The sequence below is a fragment of the Streptomyces sp. NPDC048644 genome (genome assembly GCF_043199105.1).
GTDB lineage: Bacteria > Actinomycetota > Actinomycetes > Streptomycetales > Streptomycetaceae > Streptomyces.
This window is the reverse complement of sequence record NZ_JBICVO010000002.1, coordinates 537470-560796: the sequence shown is the minus strand read 5'-3', so window position 1 is coordinate 560796 and position 23327 is coordinate 537470. Positions and strand designations below refer to the sequence as shown.

Genomic DNA, 23327 nt, shown 5'->3' with positions numbered 1-23327 from the left:
GAGGTCAGTCGAGGTTCAGCTCGCCCATCGCGCTCCAGCCGGTCGCACCCTCGATCACGGTGCTCACGATCTCCGGCGTGCGCCGCAGCATCGGGCGCATCGTCTCCAGACCGGCACGGAAGTGCTCGGAGTTCACGTGCGCCTCGGCCGCGTCGTCCTGGAACGCCTCCACCAGGACGAAGGTGTTCGGGTCCTCCAGGCTGCGGGACCACTCGAACCAGAGGTTGCCCGGCTCGGCGCGGGTGGCCTCGGTGAACGCGTCGACGTGGGTACGCCATTCCGCGACATGCTCGGGCTTTACGGGGAATTTCACGACAATAAAAATCATCCGTCGATTCTACGTCATATGCCGGGCTCCGGCATATGACGATGCCGGGTGGAGCCGCAGGTCAGGGCGGTGCGGGCGGTGCCGGATTCGCCCGGATCGGTGCAAGTCCGGGGTCAGCCCGGCGCGTTCCCGGGAGCGGCCCGGTGACGGTTCAAGGCCCGGTGGGCGTCGGCGACGAGGGTACGTACGATCTCCGCCGCCGGCCGCACCTCGTGGACAAGACCCGCGCTCTGCCCGGCGTAGAGCGCCAGGGCCTCCGCTCGCCCCGTCATGTCCCGGGTGGGCGCCACGTCGGCGTACCGCGCCACGCTCCCGCCGCCGGCGAGGTGCGCGAGGACGTCCCGCTCTCCCGGCCGTGCCCCGGGCGCAGGCCGGCCCGCCGCCTCCCAGTCGCGCACGGTGCTGTTGCGCAGCGCGCGGTGCGGGGCGCCAGGCCACCCCTTGTCGAAGACGATGCCGTGGACGGTGTCGGTCTCCCGGGCAGCCGCCACCTCTTCCCGGTAGACGTCCGCGCTGGACGCCTCTTCCGCGAGCAGGAAACGGGTGCCGATCCAGGCGGCGTCGGCGCCGAGCGCCAGCACGGCGGCCAGGCCGCGGCCGTCCGCGATCCCGCCGGCGGCGATGACCGGAACCGGCGCCACCTCGTCGACCACCGCGGGAATCAGCGGGAGCGTGGCGACCTCGCCCCGGACGTGCCCGCCGGCCTCCCAGCCCTGGGCGACGACGGCGTCCACCCCCGCGTCGACGGCCCGCCTCGCCTCCGCGGCGGACGCCACCGTGTGCACGTGGAGCGCGCCCGCCCGGTGGATGCGCGCGGTCATCGGCGCGGGGTCGCCCCAGAACGTCGAGATGATCCGGACGCCCTCGTCCAGACACTGCGCGAGCCGTTCCCGCTGCGGCCAGTGGAGGATCAGGTTGGCGGCGAAGGGATGCGAGGTCAGTTCCCTGGTGCGGCGGATCCGTTCCCGTAGCGCGGCGCGGTCGTCCCAACTGGCCGCGAGGGTGCCGAGGCCGCCCGCCTCGCTGACGGCCGCCGCCAGGGCCGGCACGCAGGGGCCGCCGATCGGGGCCTGGACCACGGGGACCGTGATGCCGGCCAGTGCGCAGAACGGGGTGCGTAATGCCGCGGGCGGGGGAGTGGACACGTGCGCCTCGATTCTCTGTCGTCGGTCGGTATGTCCTGGATGCCGCCCGGAGTCAGCTCCGTGCGGTCTTGGCCTCGCTGCCGTCGGTGACCGGTACGTCGAGGGGGCGGGCCAGACCCGCCACGCCCTCGTCCAGGCGCTGGAGATGGCGCAGCACGCGGAAGGCCACCGAGCCGGACGGCGGTGTCGCGGCGCCGTCGCCCTTGAGCATCGAAGCGATGCTGGCGCCGGACTCGACCTCGCCGCCGATCGTGTCCTCCCTGACATGCGCGGCGATCACCTCGATGTTGTGGGCGATGCGCAGTCCGGCCCGCTCCAGGCGCGGGTCGGCCGCGATGTTCTTGCTGTACGGCACCAACTCGGCCGTCGCCGCCAGGGATCGGGCGTGGTACGCGCAGGTCTCCAGCAGCGCCACCAGGTAGCGGGCGGTCTGCCGTCGGCCGCGCAGCGGGGTGATCGGATGCGTCAACGGCTTGGTGGAGGCGCGCAGCTCGTCCAGCGCGGTGTCCAGGTCCCGTGCCCTGCCCAGCAGATCGGAAGCGGGCCCGCCGCACAGCTGCTCCACCGCCGCCGACACCACGTCGCCCAGCCGGTCGAGTACGGTGCCGAGCAGCTCGTCGGTGCGCCGGTCGGTGTGCACCGGCAGCACCAGCACCGCCGCGATGATCCCGCAGACGGCGCCCAGTGCGGTCTCCTCGATGCGCAGTACCAGCACGTCGAGGCTGTAGGTGTTCAGCAGCGTGTAGAGCAGCCCCAGCATCGCCGTGACGAAGAAGGACATCAGCGCGTACGACAGGGGCGCGGTGAAGAACATCGCGAAGATGAACAGCAGGACGAGGGCGAACGCGACCCAGGTGTGGTTGCCGACCAGACCTGCGAGCCCGACACCTGCGACCACCCCGACCACCGTGCCGATCAGCCTGCGGTAGCCCTTGACCAGGATCTCGCCGGTGGACGCGGTGTTGAGGAAGACCACCCAGCAGGTCAGCACCGCCCAATACCAGCGCTGCTCGGAGAGGAACTCGCCGCCGATGATGGCCAGCACCGAGCCCACCGAGACCTGGAACGCGGCCCTGGTGGTGAGGCGTTGCAGCCCGGTGCGGTCGTCCTCTGCGGGCTCGTCGGGAGCGGCGAGCGCGACGTCCTCCGCGTCGAACTCCTCGCGGGAGAGGGTGGTTGCCGGGGTGTCATCGGATTCGTCCTGCGGCCCGTCCAGCGCGAGCCGCAGACCCAGGACGGAGCGGGCCGCTTCGCCGAGCCCGCGGAAGACGTCCTGGACGGCGGTCGACGCGCGCGGCAGCTTCTCCTCGTCGCGGTAGCCCAGCAGCCTGTTGCGGACGTGGGCCACGCCGGAGCCCTGTCCCGCGGATGCGGGGCGCGACACCAGCAGGTGCAGGGCGTTGAGGTCGCGGCGGAGCGTGACGGTCGTGTCGTCCTCGACCGTGAACAGGTCTCCGGTGGCGGGTACGGGCGCGTGCGGCAGGTGGAGGGTGAGGGTGTCGGCGCGCTCGGCGCTGCGGGCGTTCAGCAGCAGCATGCCGAGCCGTTCCGTGGCGATCTCGGCGTCCGCGACGCGTCGTTGCAGCAGCGCGGCGGTGGCCTCGTCGCGGGTGCCGTCCTCCAGGCGGCTCTGGATCATCAGCGCCGCCTCGTGCAGCCGGGCGGTGCGCCGCCGCAGGTCGTCGAGGACCTTGTCCATCTGCTCGGGTTCGGCGTCCAGCAGCTCTATCTGGCCCGCCACGAGCTGCGCGAGCCGGGCCCTGAACGCGTCGCGCAGCCGCTTCAGGATGCGTTGCGGGGTCTCCGGTATGACGGCGAACCGCACGACGGCGCTGCACGCGAAGGCGAGGGCGAGCGTCAGGTACAGCACGGGCAGTGCGGACACCGAGGCGCCCACGAACAGGGAGATGAAGTAGATCTGGAAGCCGATCAGGCCCAGCGCGGTGCCGCGGTCGCCGAACCTGCGGCTGTAGACGGCGCCGAAGATCAAGGCCACGAAGAACGCGTCGCCCGCGATGATCCGGTGGTTCAGCAGCGACCCGAGGGACATCGCGGCCAGCGCCACCGGCAGGCCGAGCCCGAGGGTCACCGCCTGGCCGCGTACGTCCTTCTCCTTGATGGCGAAGGTCGACACCATGGCCGCCATCGCGCCCGCGACCATCAGCTTGACGTCGGTGTCGAGCAGGGCGAGGGCGACGAGGGTGAGACCGATCGCGGACACCGTCCGCAGTCCCGCCATCAGCCGCAGCAGACCGGGGTCGGACGCCGAGAAGCGATCCCACGTGCCGGTCCAGACCCGCCGTGTCACTGCCTTCACGCTGCCGGACTCTCCTGATCGCGCCATGATCCTCGGACGCCTCAGCATCCCATGAGCACTCCCCGCGGGGCGAGTGTGTTCGGGTGGCGGACCGGTGTGCGCGGGGCGGAGGGGCCCGACGGGGGGGGGTCAGGGAGCGGGGCAGTGGGCCGGCGTGGGACGTGACGCGTCCCGGATCAGCGCCTCGTTCGCCGCCTTCAGCCGTTTCACGTCGGGTTTGACCACTCTGCGGTCGTACGTCAGCAGGCCGTTCAACTCGCCCTCGACATCGGTGATCTGTGTGTAGACGGCACCGTTGCCGCCCTGGCAGGCCAGCTTGCGGACCTCGCCGAGCCGTGCCAGGTAGTCGTCCGTGTACGTCGCCGGATCCACGTCGACGTACGACTGCTGGACGGCCCAGGCGTGTCCCGGCACCGCGAGGCCGAGGCCGCCGTACTCGCCGCTGACCCGGGCCCGTTTGCCGTCGGACGCGGGCAGTTGGGCGCCCGGGTAGGCGTGGGCGTCGGCGATGTCGCCGTTGCCGCCGTCGACGGCGCCGCAGCAGTTGATGCCGCTCATGTTGTCGACCGGGCGGGTCGGATCCCAGCGCTTGGCCAGGCCGGCGACGCGGGCCGGGTCGTACTGTCCCCAGCCCTCGTTGAAGGTGACCCACATGGCGATCGAGGGGCTGCTGCGGTGCTGGTCGATCATCGCCTTCAGCTCGTGCTCGTACTCGGCGCGTGCGGCGGTGTCCGGGGTGCGGCTCATCGCGGGCATGTCCTGCCAGACCAGCAGGCCCAGCTTGTCGGCCCAGTAGTACCAGCGGTCGGGCTCGGCCTTGATGTGCTTGCGGACGGAGTTGAAGCCCATCTTCTTGTGCATCGTCAGGTCGTGGGCGAGCGCGTCGTCGGTCGGCGCGGTGTGCAGCCCGTCGGGCCAGAAGCCCTGGTCGAGGGTGGCCATCAGGAAGGTGGGCTTCCCGTTGACGAGGGTGCGCGGGGTGCCGTTGACCTTCTCGACGCCCACCGAGCGCATCCCGAAGTAGCTGCCGACCCGGTCGTGTCCGATGCCGGCCTCGAGTCCGTAGAGGAACGGGTCGCCGGGCGACCACAGATGGGGGTCGGGGATCTTCAGCCGCAGTGGCTCGCCGGTGCGTCCGTGCGCCGTGGCGACCTTCTTCTTCCCGTCGTAGGCGGTGGCGGTGAACGGCACCCCGGCGCGTACGCCGCGCGCCTCGACGGTCAGTGTGCGGTGCGCGACGTCGGGGGTGAGCGTGAGGGAGTCGGCGTGGTCGGCGGCCACCGGCTCCATCCACACGGTCTGCCAGATGCCGGACGACGGGGTGTACCAGATGCCGCTGGGGTCCTTGCGCTGCTTGCCGACCGGCGGGTTGGGGCCGCCCGGCCCGTCGGTCGGGTCGTGGACGCCGACGATCAGCTCCTGGGTGCGGCCGGGCTTGAGCGCGTCGGTGACGTCGGCGCCGAACCTGTCGTACCCGCCCCGGTGGGCGGCGACCTTCGTGCCGTTGACGTACACGGTGGACTGCCAGTCGACGGCATCGAAGTTGAGGCGCAGCCGCGTGCCGCCGCCGACGTGCCAGCCATCGGGGACGGTGAAGGTGCGGCGGTACCACATGCGGTCCTCGTGCCGCTCGATGCCGGAGAGCTGGGACTCGACGGGGTAGGGCACCAGGATCTTCTCGCCGAGCCGCTTGCCGACCGGCGGCGCCTCGCCCGCCTTGGCTGCGGCGAACTGCCAGCTGCCGTTGAGGTTCTGCCAGGCGTCGCGGGTGAGCTGCGGGCGCGGATACTCGGGGTGTGCGTTGTCAGGTCCGACCTTGTCGGCCCAGCGCGTCCGCAGTTCGTGCTCCGACGTGTTGGGGCCGCTCGCCCAGAAGGACCCGACGGCCTTGCCGTCGCCGCCGGTCAGGCCGCCCTTGCCGTCGTAGCGCAGCTCGGCGGTGCCCGCGGCGCCGCCGCCCTTCTTGCCGACGACGGGTTCCTTCAGTCCGACGAACAGGACGCGCGGGTCCTTCGGGTCGGCCGTGACCTCGCCCAGCGGCCAGGTGGCGCCACCGATGACGGCCTTCAGATGACCGGCGAGGCCGGCCGGGGGCGCCGCGACGGGCCGCGCGAAGTCGAGCTTGAGCCGGCGGCCGTCCCGGAGCACGGTCGCGGCCACGGCGCCGTCGTAGTCGTAGCCGTCCGGGAGGCGGAACGCCGACGACGGGACGGCCTTTTTGGCCTCGCCGGGTTCGGTCCAGCGCAGGTGCAGGTTGGAGCCGCCGAAGTGCTCGAAGTACTCGATCTTGAGGTCGTGGGCGGTGCCTGCGGTCAACTGCACGGGCCGGGAGGTCTGTTCCTTGTCCCAGTCGTCGACCCAGTGGTCGATGGTGAGCTTGCCGTCCACCCACAGCCGGAACCCGTTGTCGCCGCTCATCGAGAAGGTCGTGGGCCCCGACTTCTCCGGTACGACCTTGCCGGTCCAGCGGACGCTGGTGTCGTCGTCCTGGCCGGTGGCGTACCGGAGCCGGGAGTCCAGGCTGGCGAAGTCGATGTCCGGGTCGAAGCCGGTGGCCTTGAGCGTGTGGAGGTCGAAGGCGCCCGGCGCGGACTGGGTGTAGTACTCGCCCTTCAGCCCGTGGGGCCCGTCCGCGTCGGCCGCCGTGGCCGCGGCAGGCACGGCGGACGCGGCGGGCGCAGCGGGCGCGCCGCACGCGCCGAGGCCGGCCAGGCCCAGCGCGGCGCCGAGCAGCAGCGCCAGGTGTCGTCCGGTTCGTCGGGTGCGCACGGGTCCTCCTCGGTACAGAAAGGGCGGCTCGTCACCGGCACGGACGGCGCCCGGTGGTACGCCGCCGGTGCGCAGGGGAGGAGCTGCGGTGGGCATGACAGCACGCCGGCCGGAGCGCCGTCCAGGCCGTCCGGGGCAGGGTGTCCGGTACGGGCGGCCTCCCCCGGGTGGGCCCCACGGGCACCCGAGGACGGAGGATGGGGCCATGACTACGACACCCGAGCCGCCCGCCGGCCTCGACCTGCCCGCCTATTTCGACCGGATCGGTGTCGACCGGGACCAGGGCCCCGACCTCGGCTCACTGCGGCGCATCGTGGCCGCGCACGCGCAGACGATCGCGTTCGAGAACCTCAGCCCGTTCACCGGCCGGGAGGTCCCGCTCGATCAGGAAGCGCTGACGGCGAAACTGGTGCACGGCGGCAGGGGCGGCTACTGCTTCGAGCAGAACCTGCTGCTCAAGGGTGTCCTGGACGCGCTCGGCCTGCGCACCACAGGACTCGGGGCGCGCGTGGTGTGGGGCCGCCCGGAAGGGGCCGCACCCGGGGCCCGTACGCACATGCTGCTGCGCGTCGAGCTTCCGCAGGGCCCGCACCTCGTCGACGTGGGGTTCGGCGGTGTGACGCTGACCGGCGTGCTCGCCCTGGAGCCCGGGACCGAACAGCCCACCCCGCACGAGCCGTTCCGCCTGATGCCCGACGGGCCGCACGGCTATGTGATGCAGGCCAGGGTCCGTGACACCTGGCGGCCGGTGTACACCTTCGACCTCGGCGAGCAGCTCCTGGCCGACTACCAGGTGAGCAACTACTACCTCTCCCACCACCCGGCCTCGCCGTTCACCTCAGGACTGATGGCGGCACGGCCCGCCGCCGACCGCCGCTACGCGCTCAACGGCGCCTCCTTCGCCGTGCACCACCTGGACGGGCCGACCGAACGGCGCACCCTGGACGGCCCGTCCGGGGTGCGCCGGGTCCTGGAGGAACACTTCCTGCTGGACCTGACGGGCCTGTCCGGTCTCGACGCCGCACTGGCCCGGCTGTTCTGAGCGCCGGCGGACGCCGTGCCCGGTCCGGCCGGGCGCCGGACCTCAGTCCACCTCGGGCAGCGCGTACTCGCTCATCGCGTCCATCAGCCAGCGCGCCAGATGGTCGGCGAACGAGGAGCGGGGCAGCAGGCGGTAGCTGTCGCCGCCGGTCTGCCAGAGGATGACGGGTACCGGCCCGACCAGGGTGCTGACCGCCTGCCCCCGGCCGAAGACCCGCGGATGCAGATCGAGGGGACAGCCCTTCTCCAGCACCTGCCGGGCGGCGGGGCCGCGCAGTTCCAGGACGGTGCGGTTCGCCGAGACGTCCACCACGGACCCCGGCTCCCCGGCGAGCGCGGCGGCCAGCTCCGCGGTGCGGGCGGGCGCTCCCGGCGGCGCGACGACCAGCCATTCGTCGGGCCCCAGCCACAGGGTGGTGCCGGAACCGGCGGACGCCGTACGGCCGCAGCGTGCGGGCAGGGCGGCGCCCAGCACCTTCTCGATCCGGACCGCGGCGGGCGAGGCGGGGTCGACGCGCAGGTTCACCATCACGGCACAGGGCCACTCGGCCAGTGCCACCGCGCGCGGCCCGGTGACCGTCGCGGCGCGCAGCGCTTCGGTGAGGTGCGCCAGCGGACTGCGGCGCAGCGCGGCAGGTCCGGTGGTGGAGAGGTCAGCCGTCACGCTTGGTCCCTTCGGGGTCGTAGAGCACGGGCGATGACACCTCGACGGGCACCAGCTCGTCACCGTGCACGGCGACGAGGGTGCTGCCGATCCGGTCGCGTCCCGCGGCGACCAGCGCCAGGGCGAACGGCCGGCCGAGCGCCGGGCTGTAGTAGCTGGAGGTGACGTGGCCGAGCATCGGCACGGGCCCGTCATCCGGTGTGACGGGCACGCCCCGGTCGATGATCTGGGTGCCTTCGGGCAGCCGGGTGCGGCCGTCGGCCGGCAGCAGCCCGACCAGGTGCTTGCGGTCCCCGCGTGCGGTGTCGGGCCGGGAGAAGGACCGCTTGCCGACGAAGTCCTTGAGCCGGGAGACGACCCAGGGCATGCCGGCGTCCTGCGGGGTGACCGTGCCGTCGGTGTCCTGGCCGACGATGATGAAGCCCTTCTCGGCGCGGAGCACGTGCATGGCCTCCGTGCCGTACGGGGTGATGCCGAAGGGGCGTCCCGCCTCTGCGACCTGTTCCCAGACGGCGTGGCCGTACCAGGCCGAGACGTTGATCTCGTAGGCGAGTTCACCGGAGAAGGAGATCCGGCAGACGCGGGCGGGCACGCCGGACGCCAGGGTGGTCTCGCGGAAGGCCATGAAGGGGAAGGCGTCGTTCGAGACGTCCAGTGCGGGGGCGAGGCGGGCGATGACGTCGCGGGAGCGGGGGCCGGCCACGGCGACGGTGGTCCACTGCTCGGTGACCGAGGTGCACACCACGTCGAGCTCCGGCCATTCGGTCTGCAGCCACTCCTCCAGCCAGTCGAGTACGGCGGCGGCGTTGCCGGTCGTGGTGGTCATGAAGTAGTGGTCGTCGGCGAGGCGGAGGGTGACGCCGTCGTCGAAGATCATGCCGTCCGGTGTGCACATCACGCCGTAGCGGGCGAGGCCGGGCTTCAGCTTCTTGAAGCCGTTGGTGTAGATGCGGTTGAGGAATTCCCCCGCGTCCGCGCCCCGTATCTCGATCTTGCCGAGGGTGGACGCGTCCATGAACGCCACCCCTTCCCGGGCCGCCCGGCACTCGCGGATCACCGCGCGGTCCATGTCCTCGCCGGGCCGCGGGTAGTAGCGGGGCCGCTTCCACTGGCCGACGTCCTCGAACACCGCGCCCTGCCCGACGTGCCAGTCGTGCACCGCCGTCCTGCGCTCCGGGTCGAAGAGCGCGCCCCGCTCGCGTCCTGCCAGCGCCGCGAAGGCCACGGGCGTGTAGGGCGCGCGGTAGGTGGTGGTGCCGAGCGCCCCGGGCGAACTCTCGCCGAGCAGCGTCCCGATGACCCCGATCGCGTTGACACCGGAGGTCTTGCCCTGGTCGTTGGCTGTGCCGAGCGAGGTGTAGCGCTTGACGTGCTCGGCGTCGCGCATGCCGGCGCCGGTGGAGCGCCGCATGTCGGCGACGGTGACGTCGCGTTGGAGGTCGACGAAGTGGGTGTCATCGCCGCCGTCGTCGCCGGGGATCAGCCACAGGGGCCGTACGGTCCACGGCCCGGCGGGTCCGGCCGCCCACGCGGGCGGAGCGTCCGGCGCCGGTGCCTCGGGGTGTCCGGCTGCCGCCGCCGCGCCGGCCCCCGCCCGCGCGCCGTCGGCCAGGCAGCCGGCGAGGTCGTAGATGCCGTGGGCGGCACCGGCCGACCGCTGGTCATCGACCGGTTCCCCGGGGACGAAGGCGGCGCGGTCCGCGTCCCAGCGCAGCGCGCCCTGCCGCTGGCTGTGCAGGTGCACCGCGGGGCTCCAGCCGCCGGACACCGCCAGCAGATCGCAGTCGTAGGACCGGCCGGGTCCGGTGGTCCCGCCCCCGTCGTCCAGTGCGCGGACGGTGACGCCGGTGAGCCGGGGCGCGCCCGCGGTATCGGTCACGGCGCTCGCGGTACGCACCGGAACGCCGGTCGAAGCGGTGAACTCGGCTGCCCTGGCGGAGAGTTGAGGTCTCGCATCGATGACGGCCGCGACGGTGACACCGGCCGTGTGCAGGTCGGCGGCGGTGTCGTAGGCGCTGTCGTTGGTGGTGGCGACCACGGCCCGCGAGCCGGGCGCCACCGCGTAGCGGTTGACGTAGGTGCGCACCGCCGACGCCAGCATCACGCCGGGCCGGTCGTTGCCCGCGCACACCAGCGGCCGTTCGTGGGCGCCGGTCGCCAGGACCACCTGGCGGGCCCTGATGTGCCACAGCCGCTGCCGCGAGACCCCGGCCGGCGCGTCCGCGCCGAGGTGGTCGGTGCGCCGCTGCACGGCCAGCACGTAGTTGCCGTCGTACGAGCCGAAGGCGCTGGTGCGGGTGAGGACCCGGGTCTCCGGTGCGGCGTCCAGCGCGGCGCGGGTCGCGGTGGCCCAGGCGCGGGCGGACTCGCCGGAGCCCGCGCCTTCGGAGAGCAACGACCCGCCGGTCTCCGGCTGTTCGTCGATGAGGACGACCCGGGCACCGGCTCCGGTCGCCGCCGTGGCCGCCGCGAGTCCCGCCGGTCCCGCGCCGATGACCAGGACGTCGGTGTGCACATACTTCTTGTCGTAGACCGCGGTGTCCGGCGTCGGGTCCAGCCTGCCGCGGCCGGAGAGCGTGGTGGCGGCAAGGCCGTCGTACAGCTCGACGGTGGTGGCAGGCAGCATCCCCTCCGAGCAGGGACCGGCCAGCTGGAGAAGGGCGTTGGGCTCCTCCACGCCCGCGGCGACGATGCCGCGCGGGCGCCCGCGGTACAGGGAGGGCGCCACCTCGATGACGCCGCCCGCGAGCATCGCGGAGGCGACGGTGTCGCCCGGGTGGCCGGTCAGCTCGCGCCCGTCGAGGGTGAAGCGCAGCGTGGTGCTCCGGTCGATCAGGCCGCCGTGCGGCAGCCGGTGGTGCTGCTCGGTCATCGGTTCCCTCCGGAGGGTGCGGACGCCGGGGTGTCACCCGGGGACGGTGCTGCGGCGGATGGCGGTGCGGCCTGCGGCCGGTCGTCGGGCGGTGCGGCGGGCCGCGCCTCGTGCAGCCGGTAGGTGGCCAGGATCCGGTAACTCGCGGTGTCCCGCAGGGCGTTGAACCAGCGGCGGCAGCCGGTGGCGTGCATCCACCGCTCGGCGAAGGGCCCCTTGGGGTTGTCGCGGTAGAAGACGTAGTCGGCCCACTGCCGGTCGTCGAGGGCCGCGGGGTCGGCGGGGTGGGGGACATGGGCCTGGCCCCCGTAGTGGAACTCGGTCTCGTCGCGCGGACCGCACCAGGGGCATGTCAGGAGGAGCACGGTGACCTTCTCTCAGTGGGCCACGGCCGCGGCGCCGTGTTCGTCGATGAGCGCTCCCGTGGTGAACCGTTCGAGGGCGAAGGGTGCGTTGAGCGGGTGCGGGGCGCCGGTGGCGAGGGTGTGCGCGAAGGTCCAGCCGGCCGCCGGGGTGGCCTTGAAACCCCCGGTACCCCAGCCGCAGTTGACGAACAGACCGTCGACGGGGGTGGCGCCGATGACCGGCGAGGCGTCCGGGGTGACGTCCACGATCCCGCCCCAGGTGCGCAGCACATGCGCGCGGGCGAAGACCGGGAACAGCTCGACGGCCGCCGCCATCTGCTGCTCGATGACGTGGAACGCGCCGCGCTGCCCGTACCCGTTGTACGCGTCGACCCCCGCGCCCATCACCAGCTCGCCCTTGTGCGCCTGCGAGACGTACACATGCACGTGGTTGGACATGACCACGGTCGGATGGACCGGCTCGTGCAGTTCGGAGACCAGCGCCTGGAGCGGGTGGGACTGCACCGGCAGCCGGAACCCGGCCAGTTCGGCCAGCACACTGCTGTGCCCGGCGGCGGCGAGACCGACCCGCCCGGCGTGGATGCGGCCCCGGGTGGTCTCGACGCCGGTGACCCGGTTCCCGTCCTTCAGGAAGCCGGTGACCTCGCACCCCTGGATGAGGTCGACCCCCAGCTCGTCGGCGCGCCGGGCCAGCGCCCAGGCCACGTGGTCGTGCTTGGCGATGCCGGCCCGCGGCTGGTAGGTGCCGCCGAGCACGGGATAGCGGGTGTCGGGTGAGGTGTTGAGGATCGGGCAGACCTCGGCGATCTCGTCGGGGCTGAGCCACACGGAGTCGATGCCGTTGAGCCGGTTGGCGTTGGCCCTGCGGGTGCCCTCCCGTACGTCCTGGAGGGTGTGCGCGAGGTTGAGGACGCCGCGCTGGCTGAAGAGGAAGTCGTAGTCCAGCTCGTCGGGCAGCCCCTCCCACAGCTTCAGCGCGTGCTCGTAGAGTGCCGCGCTCTCGTCCCAGAGGTAGTTGGAACGGATGATCGTGGTGTTGCGGGCCATGTTGCCGCCCGCCAGCCAGCCCTTCTCCAGGACGGCGACGTTCGTGATGCCGTGCACCGACGCGAGGTAGTAGGCGGTGGCGAGTCCGTGCCCGCCGCCGCCGACGATGACGACGTCGTAGGAGGAGCGGGGCTCGGGATTGCGCCAGAGGTGCTCGGGGTGCTCGGGGAGGGGCTCGGTGCTCATCCGGCGGATCCCTTCAGGTCGTGCGCGGGGGCGGAGAGGTGGTCGTAGAGCGGGAACGCCTTGGCGAGCGCCGCGACGCGGTCGCGCAGTGCGGCGGCACGCGCCTGGCTCAACTCCCGGTGGTGCGCGTCCGGATCGCCCATCAGGGCCTGCGCGATGAGGTCGGAGACCTCGCGGAACTCCTCGGCGCGAAAGCCCCGGGCCGCCAGTGCGGGGGTGCCGATGCGCAGCCCCGACGACACCATCGGGGGCCGCGGGTCGAAGGGCACCGCGTTGCGGTTGACGGTGATGCCGATGCGGTGCAGCCGGTCCTCGGCCTGTTGGCCGTCCAGCGTGGAGTTGCGCAGGTCGACGAGGACGAGATGGACCTCGGTGCCGCCGGTGAGCACGGAGAGACCCGCCTCGGCGGCGTCGTCGGCCAGCAGCCGTCCCGCCAGCGCCCGCGCGCCGTCCAGGGTGCGCTGCTGGCGCTCGCGGAACGAGGGCGTTGCGGCGATGCCCAGGGCGACCGCCTTCGCCGCGATCACGTGCTCCAGGGGCCCGCCCTGCTGGCCGGGGAACACCGCGCTGTTGATCTTCTTGGCGAGCCCGGCCCGGCTCAGGATCAGCCCGCCGCGCGGTCCGCCCAGCGTCTTGTGCGTGGTGGTGGTCACCACGTCCGCGTACGGCACGGGACTGGGGTGCAGACCGGCGGCGACCAGACCCGCGAAGTGGGCCATGTCCACCAGCAGATACGCGCCGACCTCGTCCGCGATCCGGCGGAAGGCGGCGAAGTCGAGCTGCCGCGGGTAGGCCGACCAGCCCGCCACGATCATCTTCGGCCGGTGCTGCCTGGCCAGCCTCTCCACCTCCTCCATGTCGACCCGCAGATCGGACGCGCGGACGTGGTACGGGACGACGTCGTAGAGCCGGCCGGAGAAGTTGAGGCGCATCCCGTGCGTGAGGTGTCCGCCGTGCGCCAGGTCCAGGCCGAGCAGGGTGTCGCCGGGATCGAGGAGCGCGGCCATGGCGGCGGCGTTGGCCTGCGCGCCGGAGTGCGGCTGCACGTTGACCGCATCGGCGCCGAAGAGTTCCTTGGCGCGGGCGATGGCGAGGCGTTCGATGACGTCGACGTGCTCGCAGCCGCCGTAGTAGCGGCGGCCCGGGTAGCCCTCGGCGTACTTGTTGGTGAGGGGCGATCCCTGGGCCTGCATCACCGCCGCCGGAGCGAAGTTCTCCGACGCGATCATTTCGAGGGTCGACTGCTGGCGGTCCAGTTCGGCGTCGATCGCCGCGGCGACCTCGGGGTCGAGGGTGCTCAGCGGGAGGGAGAGGTGGGAGGCGTCCGTGGTGACCGAAGAGTTCGCTGGCATCTGCGCACCGTCCTAAAATGCGTCTGACGAGCAACTGATATATCAGAAGCTTGCGGTAACGTATGGGAGTCAACGGAACAGGTCAAGGGGGCCGGATGAAGCGCACGGAGCCGGGAGTTGAGGAGATCTCGCTCGCCGAGCGCGCCTACCGCACCATCCGCGACCGGCTCGTGATGCTGGAGATCCGCCCGGGAGCCCCGATCAGCGAGGACCAGCTGGCACAGTCCATCGGGCTCGGCCGCACCCCGGTCCGCGAGGCGCTCAAGCGCCTCCAGTACGAACGGCTGATCGCCACCTACCCGCGGCGCGGCACCTTCGCCACCGAGGTCAACATCACGGACCTGGCCCATATATCCGAGGTGCGCCGCCAGTTGGAGCCGATGGCCGCAGCGCAGGCCGCCCGACGCGCCACGGACGGCCACCGGGCCGCCCTCACCGCCCTCCTCGAAGAGCTGGAGGACGGCACCGCCCAGCAGCGCAGCGCCGAGACGCTGATGCGCCTCGACCTCCAGGTCCACCGCGCCGTGTACGCCGCGACCCGCAACCCGTACCTCGAAGACACCCTCGTGCACTACGACAACCTGGCGACCCGGGTGTGGTGCCTCTTCGTCGACCGGCTGCCGGGCATGGCGGGACACATCGGCGAGCACGGCCCGCTGCTGCGCGCCGTCATCGCCGGTGACGCGGACAAGGCGGCCGAACTCGCCGACAGTCACGTCGACGGCTTCGAGCGGGCCATCCGCGCCGCCATCTGACCCCCGCCGCGCCACCTGGAGCCCGCCCAACGGCCCATCCGCATACCCTGCTTGACGCCGCGTCACCGTTTCGTCAAGAAGGAGCCGCCCGATGCCCAGGTCCCTCGCCGCCGTACTGCGCGCCGCCCGCACGCCCCTGTCCGTCGAGTCCGTCGACGTGGAGGCGCCGCGCGACGACGAGGTGCTGGTCAAGGTGACCGCGTCCGGCGTCTGCCACACCGACCTCGGGGTGATGGCGACCGCCGAGCCGGACCGGCTGCCGCTGATCCTGGGGCACGAAGGGGCCGGCGTGGTGGAGCAGGTCGGCGCGTCCGTCACCGAGGTGGCGGTCGGCGACCACGTCGTGCTCAGCTACGCCTACTGCGGTGAGTGCGACCGCTGCAAGGCAGGACGGTTCGTCCACTGCCGCAACATGACGGCGCTGAACTTCGGCGGTGCCCGCGCCGACGGCACCACCGCGTACCGCGCCGAAGGCGAGCCGGTGCGCGGCCACTTCTTCGGCCAGTCGTCGTGGGCGGCGCACGTGGTGACCACACCGCGCAACGTCGTGAAGGTGGACCGCGACCTGCCGCTCGAACTGCTGGGCCCGCTGGGGTGCGGGATCCAGACCGGCGCCGGAGCGGTGCTCAACACCCTGGACCCGGCGCCCGGCAGCTCGCTCGCCGTCTTCGGTGCGGGCTCGGTCGGCCTCTCGGCCGTCATGGCGGCGAAGGTGGCGGGCTGTGCGACCGTCATCGCCGTCGACCCGCTGGAGAGCCGCCGCGCGCTGGCCGCGGAACTGGGCGCCACGCACGTCATCGACCCCGCGGACGAGGACCCCGCGGCTGCCGTCGTACGGATCACCGGCGGCGGTGCGGACCACGCGGTCGAGTGCATCGGCATCCCCGCGGTCGTACGCCAGGCGCTGGAGTCCCTGACCGTGCCCGGCGTCTGCGCCACGGTCGGATTCCAGGGTGCCGCCAATGACATCACCATCGACCAGGGTCATTTGCTCCTCGGCCGTTCGCTGATCGGCGTCGTCGAGGGCGATGCCGACCCGCACACCTTCATCCCGCGGCTGATCTCGCTCCACCGCGAAGGCAGGTTCCCGTTCGACCGGCTCGTCGAGGTATTCCCCCTCGACGAGATCAACGAGGCGATCGACGCGGCACATCACGGAAAGGTCACCAAAGCGGTGGTCAAGTTCCCGTCGTGACGCACTGCCGGTGACGGAATTCCACCGGGGATACCAGGATGTGAGGAAGTGCCACCCATAGGACGACGCTTCGGCGGCCGGAAGCGGAGGATAATCATGCAGCGGGTGTGCATCCATACGCCCGCCTCATGCGTCTCATGGGCAAACGGGCATCCTCATGTGCCCGTCCTGTAAAGGGTATTTGGAGCATTTATCTTGAAAATCGCAAATAGGGGCATGAAGCGCACCTCCGCGGTCGTCGTCACCGCGGGCGCTGTCCTGTCCGCCGGAGTGTTCGCCGCTCCGGCGCAGGCCGCCACCGTCAAGGCGCCGTCGATCGCCGCCAAGGGCGGCTTCGTCATGAACAACGGCTCGGGGAAGACCCTCTTCACCAAGGCCGCTGACACCCGGCGTTCGACCGGCTCCACCACCAAGATCATGACCGCTCGGGTGGTGCTCGGCCAGAAGAACCTCAACCTGAACTCCAAGGTCACGATCCAGAAGGCGTACAGCGACTACATCGTCTCGAAGGGCGCGTCCTCGGCGCGCCTCATCGTCGGCGACAAGGTCACCGTCGGCCAGCTGCTGTACGGGCTGATGCTCCCGTCCGGCTGCGACGCGGCGTACGCGCTGGCCGACAAGTTCGGCAGCGGCTCCACCCGGGCCGCCCGGGTGAAGTCGTTCATCGGCAAGATGAACGCCACCGCCAAGAGCCTGGGCCTGAAGAACACGCACTTCGACTCGTTCGACGGCATCGGTCACGGCGCGAACTACTCGACGCCGCGCGACCTGACCAAGCTCGCCAGCAACACCATGAAGTACTCCACCTTCCGCAACGTCGTGAAGACGAAGTCGACGACGCAGAAGGTCACGATGAAGAGCGGTGGATACCGCAACATGTCGTGGACCAACACGAACACCCTGCTGGGCAGCTACAAGGGTGCCATCGGTCTGAAGACAGGATCGGGCCCGGAGGCCAAGTACTGCCTGGTCTTCGCCGCCACCCGTGGTGGCAAGACGGTCATCGGCACCGTCCTCACCTCCTCCTCGGTCGCCAACCGTACGGCGGACGCGAAGAAGCTGATGGACTACGGCTTCAAGAAGTAACGCAGCGGTACCCGGCAGGGGCCCGTCCGCGACCTCCGGGTGGCGGGCGGGCCCCTGTGCCGTGCAAGGCCGCTCCGGCACCAACATCCGTACGTTAGTGATCTGTTAGTCGTTCGGCAGCGCCACCCGGCAGTGTGGCGTGTGGGGGGAAACGAACGGGACGTCGCCGGCCGGATCTGTGTCCGGTTCCGCCGTCCGCGGCCGTCGCGCGCTGCGCGAGCCAGGCGCGGCACGGCACGGAACGGGCCCCCCGAAGCCGTGGCGTCGGTCGCTTCCCCCGTCCTGATACGGATTCGAGGAGATGATGACCATGCGTGGTCTGCGTACCGCCCTTATCGCCACCGCTGCCGTCGCGCTTGCCGGTGGGATGACCGCGGGTGTCGCGTCCGCCGCGACCACCGGCGCGTCCGCCGCCGGGGCCTGCCAGCCGGGGACGCTGAAGGTGACGACCACCGACGCGGGCGGCAACCAGGCGGGCATGAACCATGCGGGGACCTACCTGACGGTCAAGAACACCGGCAAGACCGCCTGCTCGTTCAGCGGCTATGCGGGCCTCGCCCTGGAGGGCAAGGGCCACACGGCCCTCAAGACCACGGCGCGGCACGGTGACACCTACTTCGCCAAGGACCCCGGAGTCCACAAGGTCACCTTGAAGCCGGGCCAGGCCGCCTACGCCGACCTGGTGTGGACCCACACCGGCGCCTCCACCGCCCACGCCAAGTACCTGCAGGTCTCCCCGACCGGCAGCAACTCGCACAGCGTCATCTCCTTCGACCAGGAAGTGGACAACGGCACGCTGTCCGTCACCGCCTGGTCGGCGAAGCTGCCGACTGCCTGATCCCTTTCACGGCTGCGGGCCGGCACCCCTTTTTGCGGGGTGTCGGCCCGCACCCTTTGCGGGAGTGCCGGCCCGCACCCAAGGAAAATGTCTGCGCGTCATCTTCCTTTTCCAGAACGGCAGTTCACTTAGGGAAGACAGGTAATCCGGGGTGAATTCCGACGCGCCGCCGCTCGGGAATTCCTCAACGCCCTTGCAGCGACTTGGCGTTGTCGCCGAACGTCCATCCCTTGGAACCGTCCCAGTTGATCGACCAGGCCATCAGCCCCTTCAGCCCGTTCCCGTACGTGCTCCACGCCTTCGACACCAGGTCCGGTGACATGTAGCCGCCCCCGGCGCCTGGCTGGGCCGGAAGTCCCGGGACCTGCTTGTCGTACGGGACCTTGATCGTGGTGCCCTGGACGACCAGTCCCTTGTCGAGGCAGTCGGTCTGGGCGGTGAACCCCTCGACGGTGCCGGCGGAGTACGAGTCGCCCGAGCACCCGTACATGCTGCCGTTGTAGTACTGCATGTTGAGCCACCACAGCCGGCCGTTGTCCGCGTACTTCTTCACGATGGGCAGGTACGCGCCCCAGATCGAGCCGTAGGTCACGCTGCCGCCGGTGACGTACGCCGTCTCGGGTGCCATCGTCAGGCCGAAGTTCGACGGCATCTTGCCGAGGATGCCGTCGATGATGCGGATGAGGTTGGACTGCGAGGGCGACAGCTTGTTGATGTCGCCGCTGCCGCTGAGTGCCGTCTCGATGTCGATGTCGATGCCGTCGAAGTGATACTTCTTCAGGATCGGCACGAGCGTCTCGACGAACCGGTCGGCGACGGTGCTGGAGCTGAGGTCGATGCCCGCCGTCGCGCCGCCGATGGACATCAGGACGGTGAGGCCGTCACTCTTCGCCTGACACATCTCCTCCGGCGTCGCGACCTTCACCGTGGAGTCCATCCCGTCCTCCCACAAGGCGGTGCCGTCCGAACGGACCACGGGGAAGGCGGCGTTGATGACGTTGTATCCGTGGTCGCGGATCCGCTTGTCGGTGATCGGGATCCAGCCCAGCGGCGGGTGCACGCCGTTCGACGCGCCGTCCCAGTTCTCCCAGTAGCCCTGGACGACCTTCCCTGTGGGCTTGGACTTGACCGCACAGGGGTCGTCCTTCGCCGCGTGCGGCGCACGCGCCGCCGAGGCGCTCGACGCGTACGCGGCGGGGGCGGGCGGGACTTGCGGGGCGCTCGGTGCCGCGGCGATCAGCAGGTGCGTGACGAAGGCCGTTGCCAGGCCGATTCCCAGCAGGTGTGACGTCCGACGTTTCATCCTGTGCTCCCTTCTTGCCATGGCGGGCCCGCGGCGCAGCCGCTGCGGTACCCGTGGGGGCATGGCGCGGGGTGGGTGGGTAGCGGCCACCGGTTGTCGCGCCGCGTCGCATGCCGGTCGGCCGGCCGGCGGTGGAGCGGTGAGGGGAGAGCGGGGGAGGGGGTGGCCTGGAGGCGTACGTGAGGTGACGCGGTGGCGCGCCACACCGTAAGTTGGTCCAGACCTGTCGTCAAGAGGTCTGGACCAACCTCGGGTGGAGGTGAGGTGCCGTAGGCGTGCTCACGGCACGGGTCAGACCCGGGTGGCCACCACCAGGCGGCAGCGCGGGCTGCCGTCCGCCCGCAGCCCCAGTTCCGGCAGGTCACGCAGGCGCACCGAGAAACCGGCCGCCACCAGCTCCGCCCGGACCTCCGTCAGCCGAAACGGCCGGTAGTACATGACGAAGGCCGGCCGCCACAGCAGATTGCGCACCCGCATCGCCGCGTCGAAGGCGGCCACGGCCCAGTAGAGCGAGCTTCCGGGGCGGGCGGGCGCCGCGAGCGGGAAGACGAACCTTCCGCCGGGCCGCAGCACGGAGCGCACCTGGGCGAACATGCCGGGCCACTCGCGCGGCAGGAAGTGCCCGAACGCCCCGAAGCTGACCGCCAGATCGAAGACAGGGCCGAACGGCAGGGCCCGCGCGTCGCCGCGCACCCAGTCCACCCGCGGCCCGTCATCGGCCACCGGCCGCGTACGCCGCGCCACCGCCAGCATCCCGGCGCTGAGGTCCGCGCCCACGGCCCGCTTCCGGCACACCTGCCGCAGTACGCCCGTCCCGGCGCCGGTTCCGCAGCAGACGTCCAGACCGCTGTCGAACGGCCCCAGTTCACGGAGGGCGGCAGCCGTGGCGTCGAGCACGGCGTCCGGCGTACGGAAGGGCGTGTGGTCGAACTTCGGGGCGAGCAGGTCGTAGCCGCGCTCCACCGACGACAGCGCCTGCACGGCCAGTTCGCGGAGCGTGGGACCTTCACGGGTGAACATGGCGGCCCAGCATACGGGTGCCCGGACCTGCGGGAGCGGGGAAGAACGGGGGCGAACGCGACGGGGGGACATGCGGATGCGGACGCCGCCGTCCTAGCCGCCCAGCACCTCCGTCAGGTCGTAGCGCACCGGCTCGGTCAGTTGCTCGTACGTGCACTGGCCGGGTTCGCGGTCCGGGCGCCAGCGGCGGAACTGGGCGGTGTGCCGGAAGCGGTCGCCCTGCATGTGGTCGTAGGCGACCTCGACGACCCGTTCGGGGCGCAGCGGCAGCCAGGACAGGTCCTTCTTGCCCGTCCACCGGCTCGGCCCGCCCGGCAACCGGCCCGTGGCCTGGGCCTCTTCGCTGGTCCACCGCTCCCACGGATGCCCTTCGACGGAGGGCATCAGCAGCGGTTCGAGCTCCGTCATCAGCTCCTGGCGCCGCCGCATGGGGAAGGAGGCGCAGACCCCGACGTGCTGGAGCCGGCCCGTGTCGTCGTAGAGCCCGAGGAGCAGGGAGCCGACCACGGGGCCGCTCTTGTGGTGGCGGATGCCGGCCACGACGCAGTCGGCGGTCCGCTCGTGCTTGACCTTGGTCATGACGCGCTCACCCGGCCGGTACGCCATGCCGGGAGGCTTGGCGACGATGCCGTCGAGCCCCGCGCCCTCGAAGCGGTCGAACCAGCTGCGGGCCAGGTCGAGATCGTCGGTGGCGGGTGCGGGGAAGACGGGCGCGGTGGCGTCGCGCAGCGCCGCGGTCAGCTCGCGGCGGCGGGCCTGCTGCGGCTGCGGCATCAGCGACGCGTCGCCCAGGGCGAGCAGGTCGAACGCCACGAAGCTGGCCGGGGTCACCTCCGCCAGATGACGGACCCGTGAGTCGGCCGGGTGGATGCGTTCCAGGAGCGCGTCGAAGTCCAGCCGGCCCTCGCGGGCGATCACGATCTCGCCGTCGAGTACGCAGCGCGGCGGGATCCGCTCGCGCAGCGCCGCGACCAGCTCGGGAAAGTAGCGGGTCAGCGGCTTCGCCGAACGGCTGCCCAGCTCGATCTCGTCCCCGTCACGGAAGACGATCGCCCGGAAGCCGTCCCACTTGGCCTCGTACTGCATACCGGGCGGGATGGCCGCGGCGGTCTTCGCCAGCATCGGGTGCACGGGGGGCATCACCGGAAGGTCCATGATCTTGATTGTGCGCGGGCGGGCCCGGCCACGCCCGCCGAGCCGCCGCCGCACAGGCGCCCGCCGACGCGCGCTGCCCGCGCGGGCGGCCTAGCGTGAAGTGCATGGCAGAGACGCTGGAGCTGACCGCGGGCGGCCGGACGGTGCGGGTGTCCCACCCGGACAAGGTCTACTTCCCCGAGCGCGGCTTCACCAAAGGGGACGTGGCTCGCTACTACCTGAGCGTCGGCGACGGCATCCTGCGCGCCCTCCGGGACCGCCCCACGACGCTCCAGCGGCACCCCGACGGCGTGGACGGCGAGTCCTTCTTCCAGAAGCGGGCGCCCAAGAACCTCCCCGACTGGATCCCCACCGGCCGGATCGCGTTCCCCAGTGGCCGCTACGCCGACGAGATCTGCCCCACCGAACCGGCGGCCGTGCTGTGGGCGGCGAACCTCGGGTGCCTGACGTTCCACCCCTGGCCGGTACGCCGCGGCGACACCGACCACCCGGACGAACTGCGCATCGACCTCGATCCGCAGCCGGGCACGGAGTACGCCGACGCGGTGCGGGCCGCCGTCGAACTCCGGGAGGTACTCGCCGAATTGGGCCTGACCGGCTGGCCCAAGACCTCCGGCGGCCGTGGCCTGCACGTCTTCGTGCCGATCGCCCCCGACTGGGTCTTCACGCAGGTACGGCGTTCGGCGATCGCCGTCGCCAGGGAGCTGGAGCGGCGGGCACCGGAGCGGATCACCACCGCGTGGTGGAAGGAGGAGCGCGGCGCCAAGATCTTCGTGGACTACAACCAGACCGCGCGGGACCGCACCATCGCCAGCGCCTACTCCGTACGCCCCTCCGCGCGCGCCCCGGTCTCCGCGCCGCTGCGCTGGGACGAGCTGACCCGCGCCGTGCCGGAGGACTTCGATCTGGCCACGATGCCGGCCAGGTTCGCGGAGGTCGGTGACGTGCACGCCGACATGGACGCGCACGCCTTCCGGCTGGACGCGGCGCTCGAACTGGCCGACCGCGACGAACGCGACCACGGCCTGGGGGACCTGCCCTATCCGCCGGAGCACCCGAAGGTGAAGGGCGAGCCGAAGCGGGTCCAGCCGAGCCGCGCCAAGAAGTAACCCGGGCCGCCCCGGCCGCCGTTGCCCCCGAGGCGCGCCGTACGGTCAGGAGGACCGGTCGGGCTGCCCGAGCCAGTCGTACGCGGCCTGTGCGGTGAACTGGTCCTGGCCGCCGTCGAAGCGCAGCCCGGCCGTCGCGAACGCCGGGTGGTCCGCGGAGCCCTCGACGTACGGGACGGCGATGCACCGCATGCCCGCCCGGTGCGCGGCCTGCGCGCCGGGCGGTGCGTCCTCCAGCACCACGCAGTCGCCCGGCTCGGCACCGATGCGGCGCGCGGCCTCCAGGAACACGTCGGGTTCCGGCTTGCCGTGCGCCACCTCTTCCGCCGAGACCAGGGTGGTCAGTTGAGCGTCGAGGCCGGTGCCCGCGAGGACCGTCTCGATGGCGGTCCGTGAGGAGCCGGACGCCACCGCCATCGGGTGCCCCGCGCCGTGCAGCCGCTCCACGAACGCGCGCATCTGCGGGAAGGCCCGGGTGTGCGCCCGCGCCAGCTCCAGATACGCATGGTTCTTCGCGGCCAGCAGCTCCTCGATCGGCGCGTCGATGCGGTACTCCCGCTTCAGCGTCAGCAGCGTCTCGCGGGTGCTGATGCCGATGAAGCGGGTGTGGTCTTCCCAGCTGAAGTCCGTCACGCCGTACCCGGCGAGCACCCGCCGCGCGGCTTCGAAGTAGTTCGGCTCGCTGTCCACCAGCGTCCCGTCCAGATCGAAGATCACCGGGACGGCGCGGGCGGACGGGGCGCGGGACGCGGAGAGGCTGGTCATGCCCTCCAGCATGCC

At 71.7% G+C, this 23327-nt stretch carries 19 protein-coding genes; 6 read left to right on the top strand and 13 right to left on the bottom strand.

Going from position 1 to position 23327, the window contains the following annotated elements:
- Positions 1 to 4: 4 nt before the first annotated feature.
- From ACGFNI_RS06700 to ACGFNI_RS06685, 4 genes are all read right to left on the bottom strand, one after another.
- Positions 5 to 328, bottom strand: a complete 324-nt coding sequence (locus ACGFNI_RS06700) for a putative quinol monooxygenase (RefSeq protein WP_393681213.1) — start codon at positions 326 to 328, stop codon at positions 5 to 7.
- 113 nt (positions 329 to 441) lie between these two features.
- Positions 442 to 1473 (bottom strand): NAD(P)H-dependent flavin oxidoreductase, encoded by a 1032-nt coding sequence (locus ACGFNI_RS06695; RefSeq protein WP_393681211.1) that lies wholly within the window; start codon positions 1471 to 1473, stop codon positions 442 to 444.
- 52 nt (positions 1474 to 1525) lie between these two features.
- Positions 1526 to 3817, bottom strand: coding sequence for an FUSC family protein (locus ACGFNI_RS06690; RefSeq protein WP_393681210.1), 2292 nt, complete (start codon positions 3815 to 3817; stop codon positions 1526 to 1528).
- Between the two features lie 102 nt (positions 3818 to 3919).
- Positions 3920 to 6559, bottom strand: coding sequence for a PA14 domain-containing protein (locus tag ACGFNI_RS06685; protein WP_393681208.1), 2640 nt, complete (start codon positions 6557 to 6559; stop codon positions 3920 to 3922).
- A 205-nt stretch (positions 6560 to 6764) separates the two neighbouring features.
- Between ACGFNI_RS06685 and ACGFNI_RS06680 the strand changes: the two genes are divergently transcribed.
- Positions 6765 to 7601: an arylamine N-acetyltransferase gene (locus tag ACGFNI_RS06680; RefSeq protein ID WP_393681207.1), complete on the top strand. Its 837-nt coding sequence runs from the start codon at positions 6765 to 6767 to the stop codon at positions 7599 to 7601.
- Between the two features lie 42 nt (positions 7602 to 7643).
- Here ACGFNI_RS06680 and ACGFNI_RS06675 read toward each other — a convergent pair whose 3' ends face one another.
- The 5 genes from ACGFNI_RS06675 to glyA are packed head-to-tail and all read right to left on the bottom strand — an operon-like array spanning position 7644 to position 14086.
- Entirely contained in the window at positions 7644 to 8264 is a 621-nt protein-coding gene (locus tag ACGFNI_RS06675; protein ID WP_393681205.1) for a sarcosine oxidase subunit gamma, read from the bottom strand.
- Positions 8254 to 11136: a sarcosine oxidase subunit alpha family protein gene (locus ACGFNI_RS06670; protein ID WP_393681203.1), complete on the bottom strand. Its 2883-nt coding sequence runs from the start codon at positions 11134 to 11136 to the stop codon at positions 8254 to 8256. The genes ACGFNI_RS06675 and ACGFNI_RS06670 overlap by 11 nt, the downstream gene beginning before the upstream one ends.
- Positions 11133 to 11501, bottom strand: a complete 369-nt coding sequence (locus ACGFNI_RS06665; protein WP_393681202.1) for a sarcosine oxidase subunit delta — start codon at positions 11499 to 11501, stop codon at positions 11133 to 11135. The genes ACGFNI_RS06670 and ACGFNI_RS06665 overlap by 4 nt, the downstream gene beginning before the upstream one ends.
- 12 nt (positions 11502 to 11513) lie before the next feature.
- A complete protein-coding gene (locus tag ACGFNI_RS06660) occupies positions 11514 to 12734 on the bottom strand; it encodes a sarcosine oxidase subunit beta family protein (RefSeq protein ID WP_393681200.1) in 1221 nt (406 codons plus the stop codon).
- The gene (gene glyA / locus ACGFNI_RS06655; RefSeq protein WP_393681198.1) at positions 12731 to 14086 is read right to left on the bottom strand and encodes a serine hydroxymethyltransferase; all 1356 of its coding nucleotides are present in this window, start codon (positions 14084 to 14086) and stop codon (positions 12731 to 12733) included. Before glyA ends, ACGFNI_RS06660 begins: the two co-directional genes overlap by 4 nt.
- A 95-nt stretch (positions 14087 to 14181) precedes the next feature.
- Here glyA and ACGFNI_RS06650 point away from each other — a divergent pair, with 95 nt between their 5' ends.
- From ACGFNI_RS06650 to ACGFNI_RS06635, 4 genes are all read left to right on the top strand, one after another.
- Positions 14182 to 14841, top strand: coding sequence for a GntR family transcriptional regulator (locus ACGFNI_RS06650; RefSeq protein ID WP_393681197.1), 660 nt, complete (start codon positions 14182 to 14184; stop codon positions 14839 to 14841).
- 91 nt (positions 14842 to 14932) lie between these two features.
- Positions 14933 to 16036, top strand: a complete 1104-nt coding sequence (locus ACGFNI_RS06645; RefSeq protein WP_393681195.1) for an NAD(P)-dependent alcohol dehydrogenase — start codon at positions 14933 to 14935, stop codon at positions 16034 to 16036.
- 216 nt (positions 16037 to 16252) lie between these two features.
- Positions 16253 to 17122 (top strand): D-alanyl-D-alanine carboxypeptidase family protein, encoded by an 870-nt coding sequence (locus tag ACGFNI_RS06640; protein WP_393681193.1) that lies wholly within the window; start codon positions 16253 to 16255, stop codon positions 17120 to 17122.
- Between the two features lie 310 nt (positions 17123 to 17432).
- Positions 17433 to 17960, top strand: coding sequence for a DUF4232 domain-containing protein (locus ACGFNI_RS06635; RefSeq protein WP_393681191.1), 528 nt, complete (start codon positions 17433 to 17435; stop codon positions 17958 to 17960).
- Positions 17961 to 18144: 184 nt separating this feature from the next.
- Here the strand turns inward: ACGFNI_RS06635 and ACGFNI_RS06630 are convergent, their stop codons facing one another.
- The 3 genes from ACGFNI_RS06630 to ACGFNI_RS06620 form a co-directional block, all read right to left on the bottom strand.
- A complete protein-coding gene (locus tag ACGFNI_RS06630; RefSeq protein ID WP_393681190.1) occupies positions 18145 to 19263 on the bottom strand; it encodes a chitinase in 1119 nt (372 codons plus the stop codon).
- A 291-nt stretch (positions 19264 to 19554) separates the two neighbouring features.
- Positions 19555 to 20283, bottom strand: coding sequence for a class I SAM-dependent methyltransferase (locus ACGFNI_RS06625; RefSeq protein WP_393681189.1), 729 nt, complete (start codon positions 20281 to 20283; stop codon positions 19555 to 19557).
- A 93-nt stretch (positions 20284 to 20376) separates the two neighbouring features.
- Positions 20377 to 21438 (bottom strand): ATP-dependent DNA ligase, encoded by a 1062-nt coding sequence (locus ACGFNI_RS06620; protein WP_393681187.1) that lies wholly within the window; start codon positions 21436 to 21438, stop codon positions 20377 to 20379.
- Positions 21439 to 21542: 104 nt separating this feature from the next.
- On the opposite strand from ACGFNI_RS06620, the gene ligD reads away from it, so the two are divergent.
- The gene (gene ligD, locus ACGFNI_RS06615; protein ID WP_393681185.1) at positions 21543 to 22547 is read left to right on the top strand and encodes a non-homologous end-joining DNA ligase; all 1005 of its coding nucleotides are present in this window, start codon (positions 21543 to 21545) and stop codon (positions 22545 to 22547) included.
- Positions 22548 to 22592: 45 nt separating this feature from the next.
- On the opposite strand, the gene ACGFNI_RS06610 is transcribed toward ligD, so the two are convergent.
- On the bottom strand, positions 22593 to 23312 hold the full coding sequence (locus ACGFNI_RS06610) for an HAD family hydrolase (protein WP_393681183.1): 720 nt from the start codon (positions 23310 to 23312) through the stop codon (positions 22593 to 22595).
- Between the last annotated feature and the right edge of the window lie 15 nt (positions 23313 to 23327).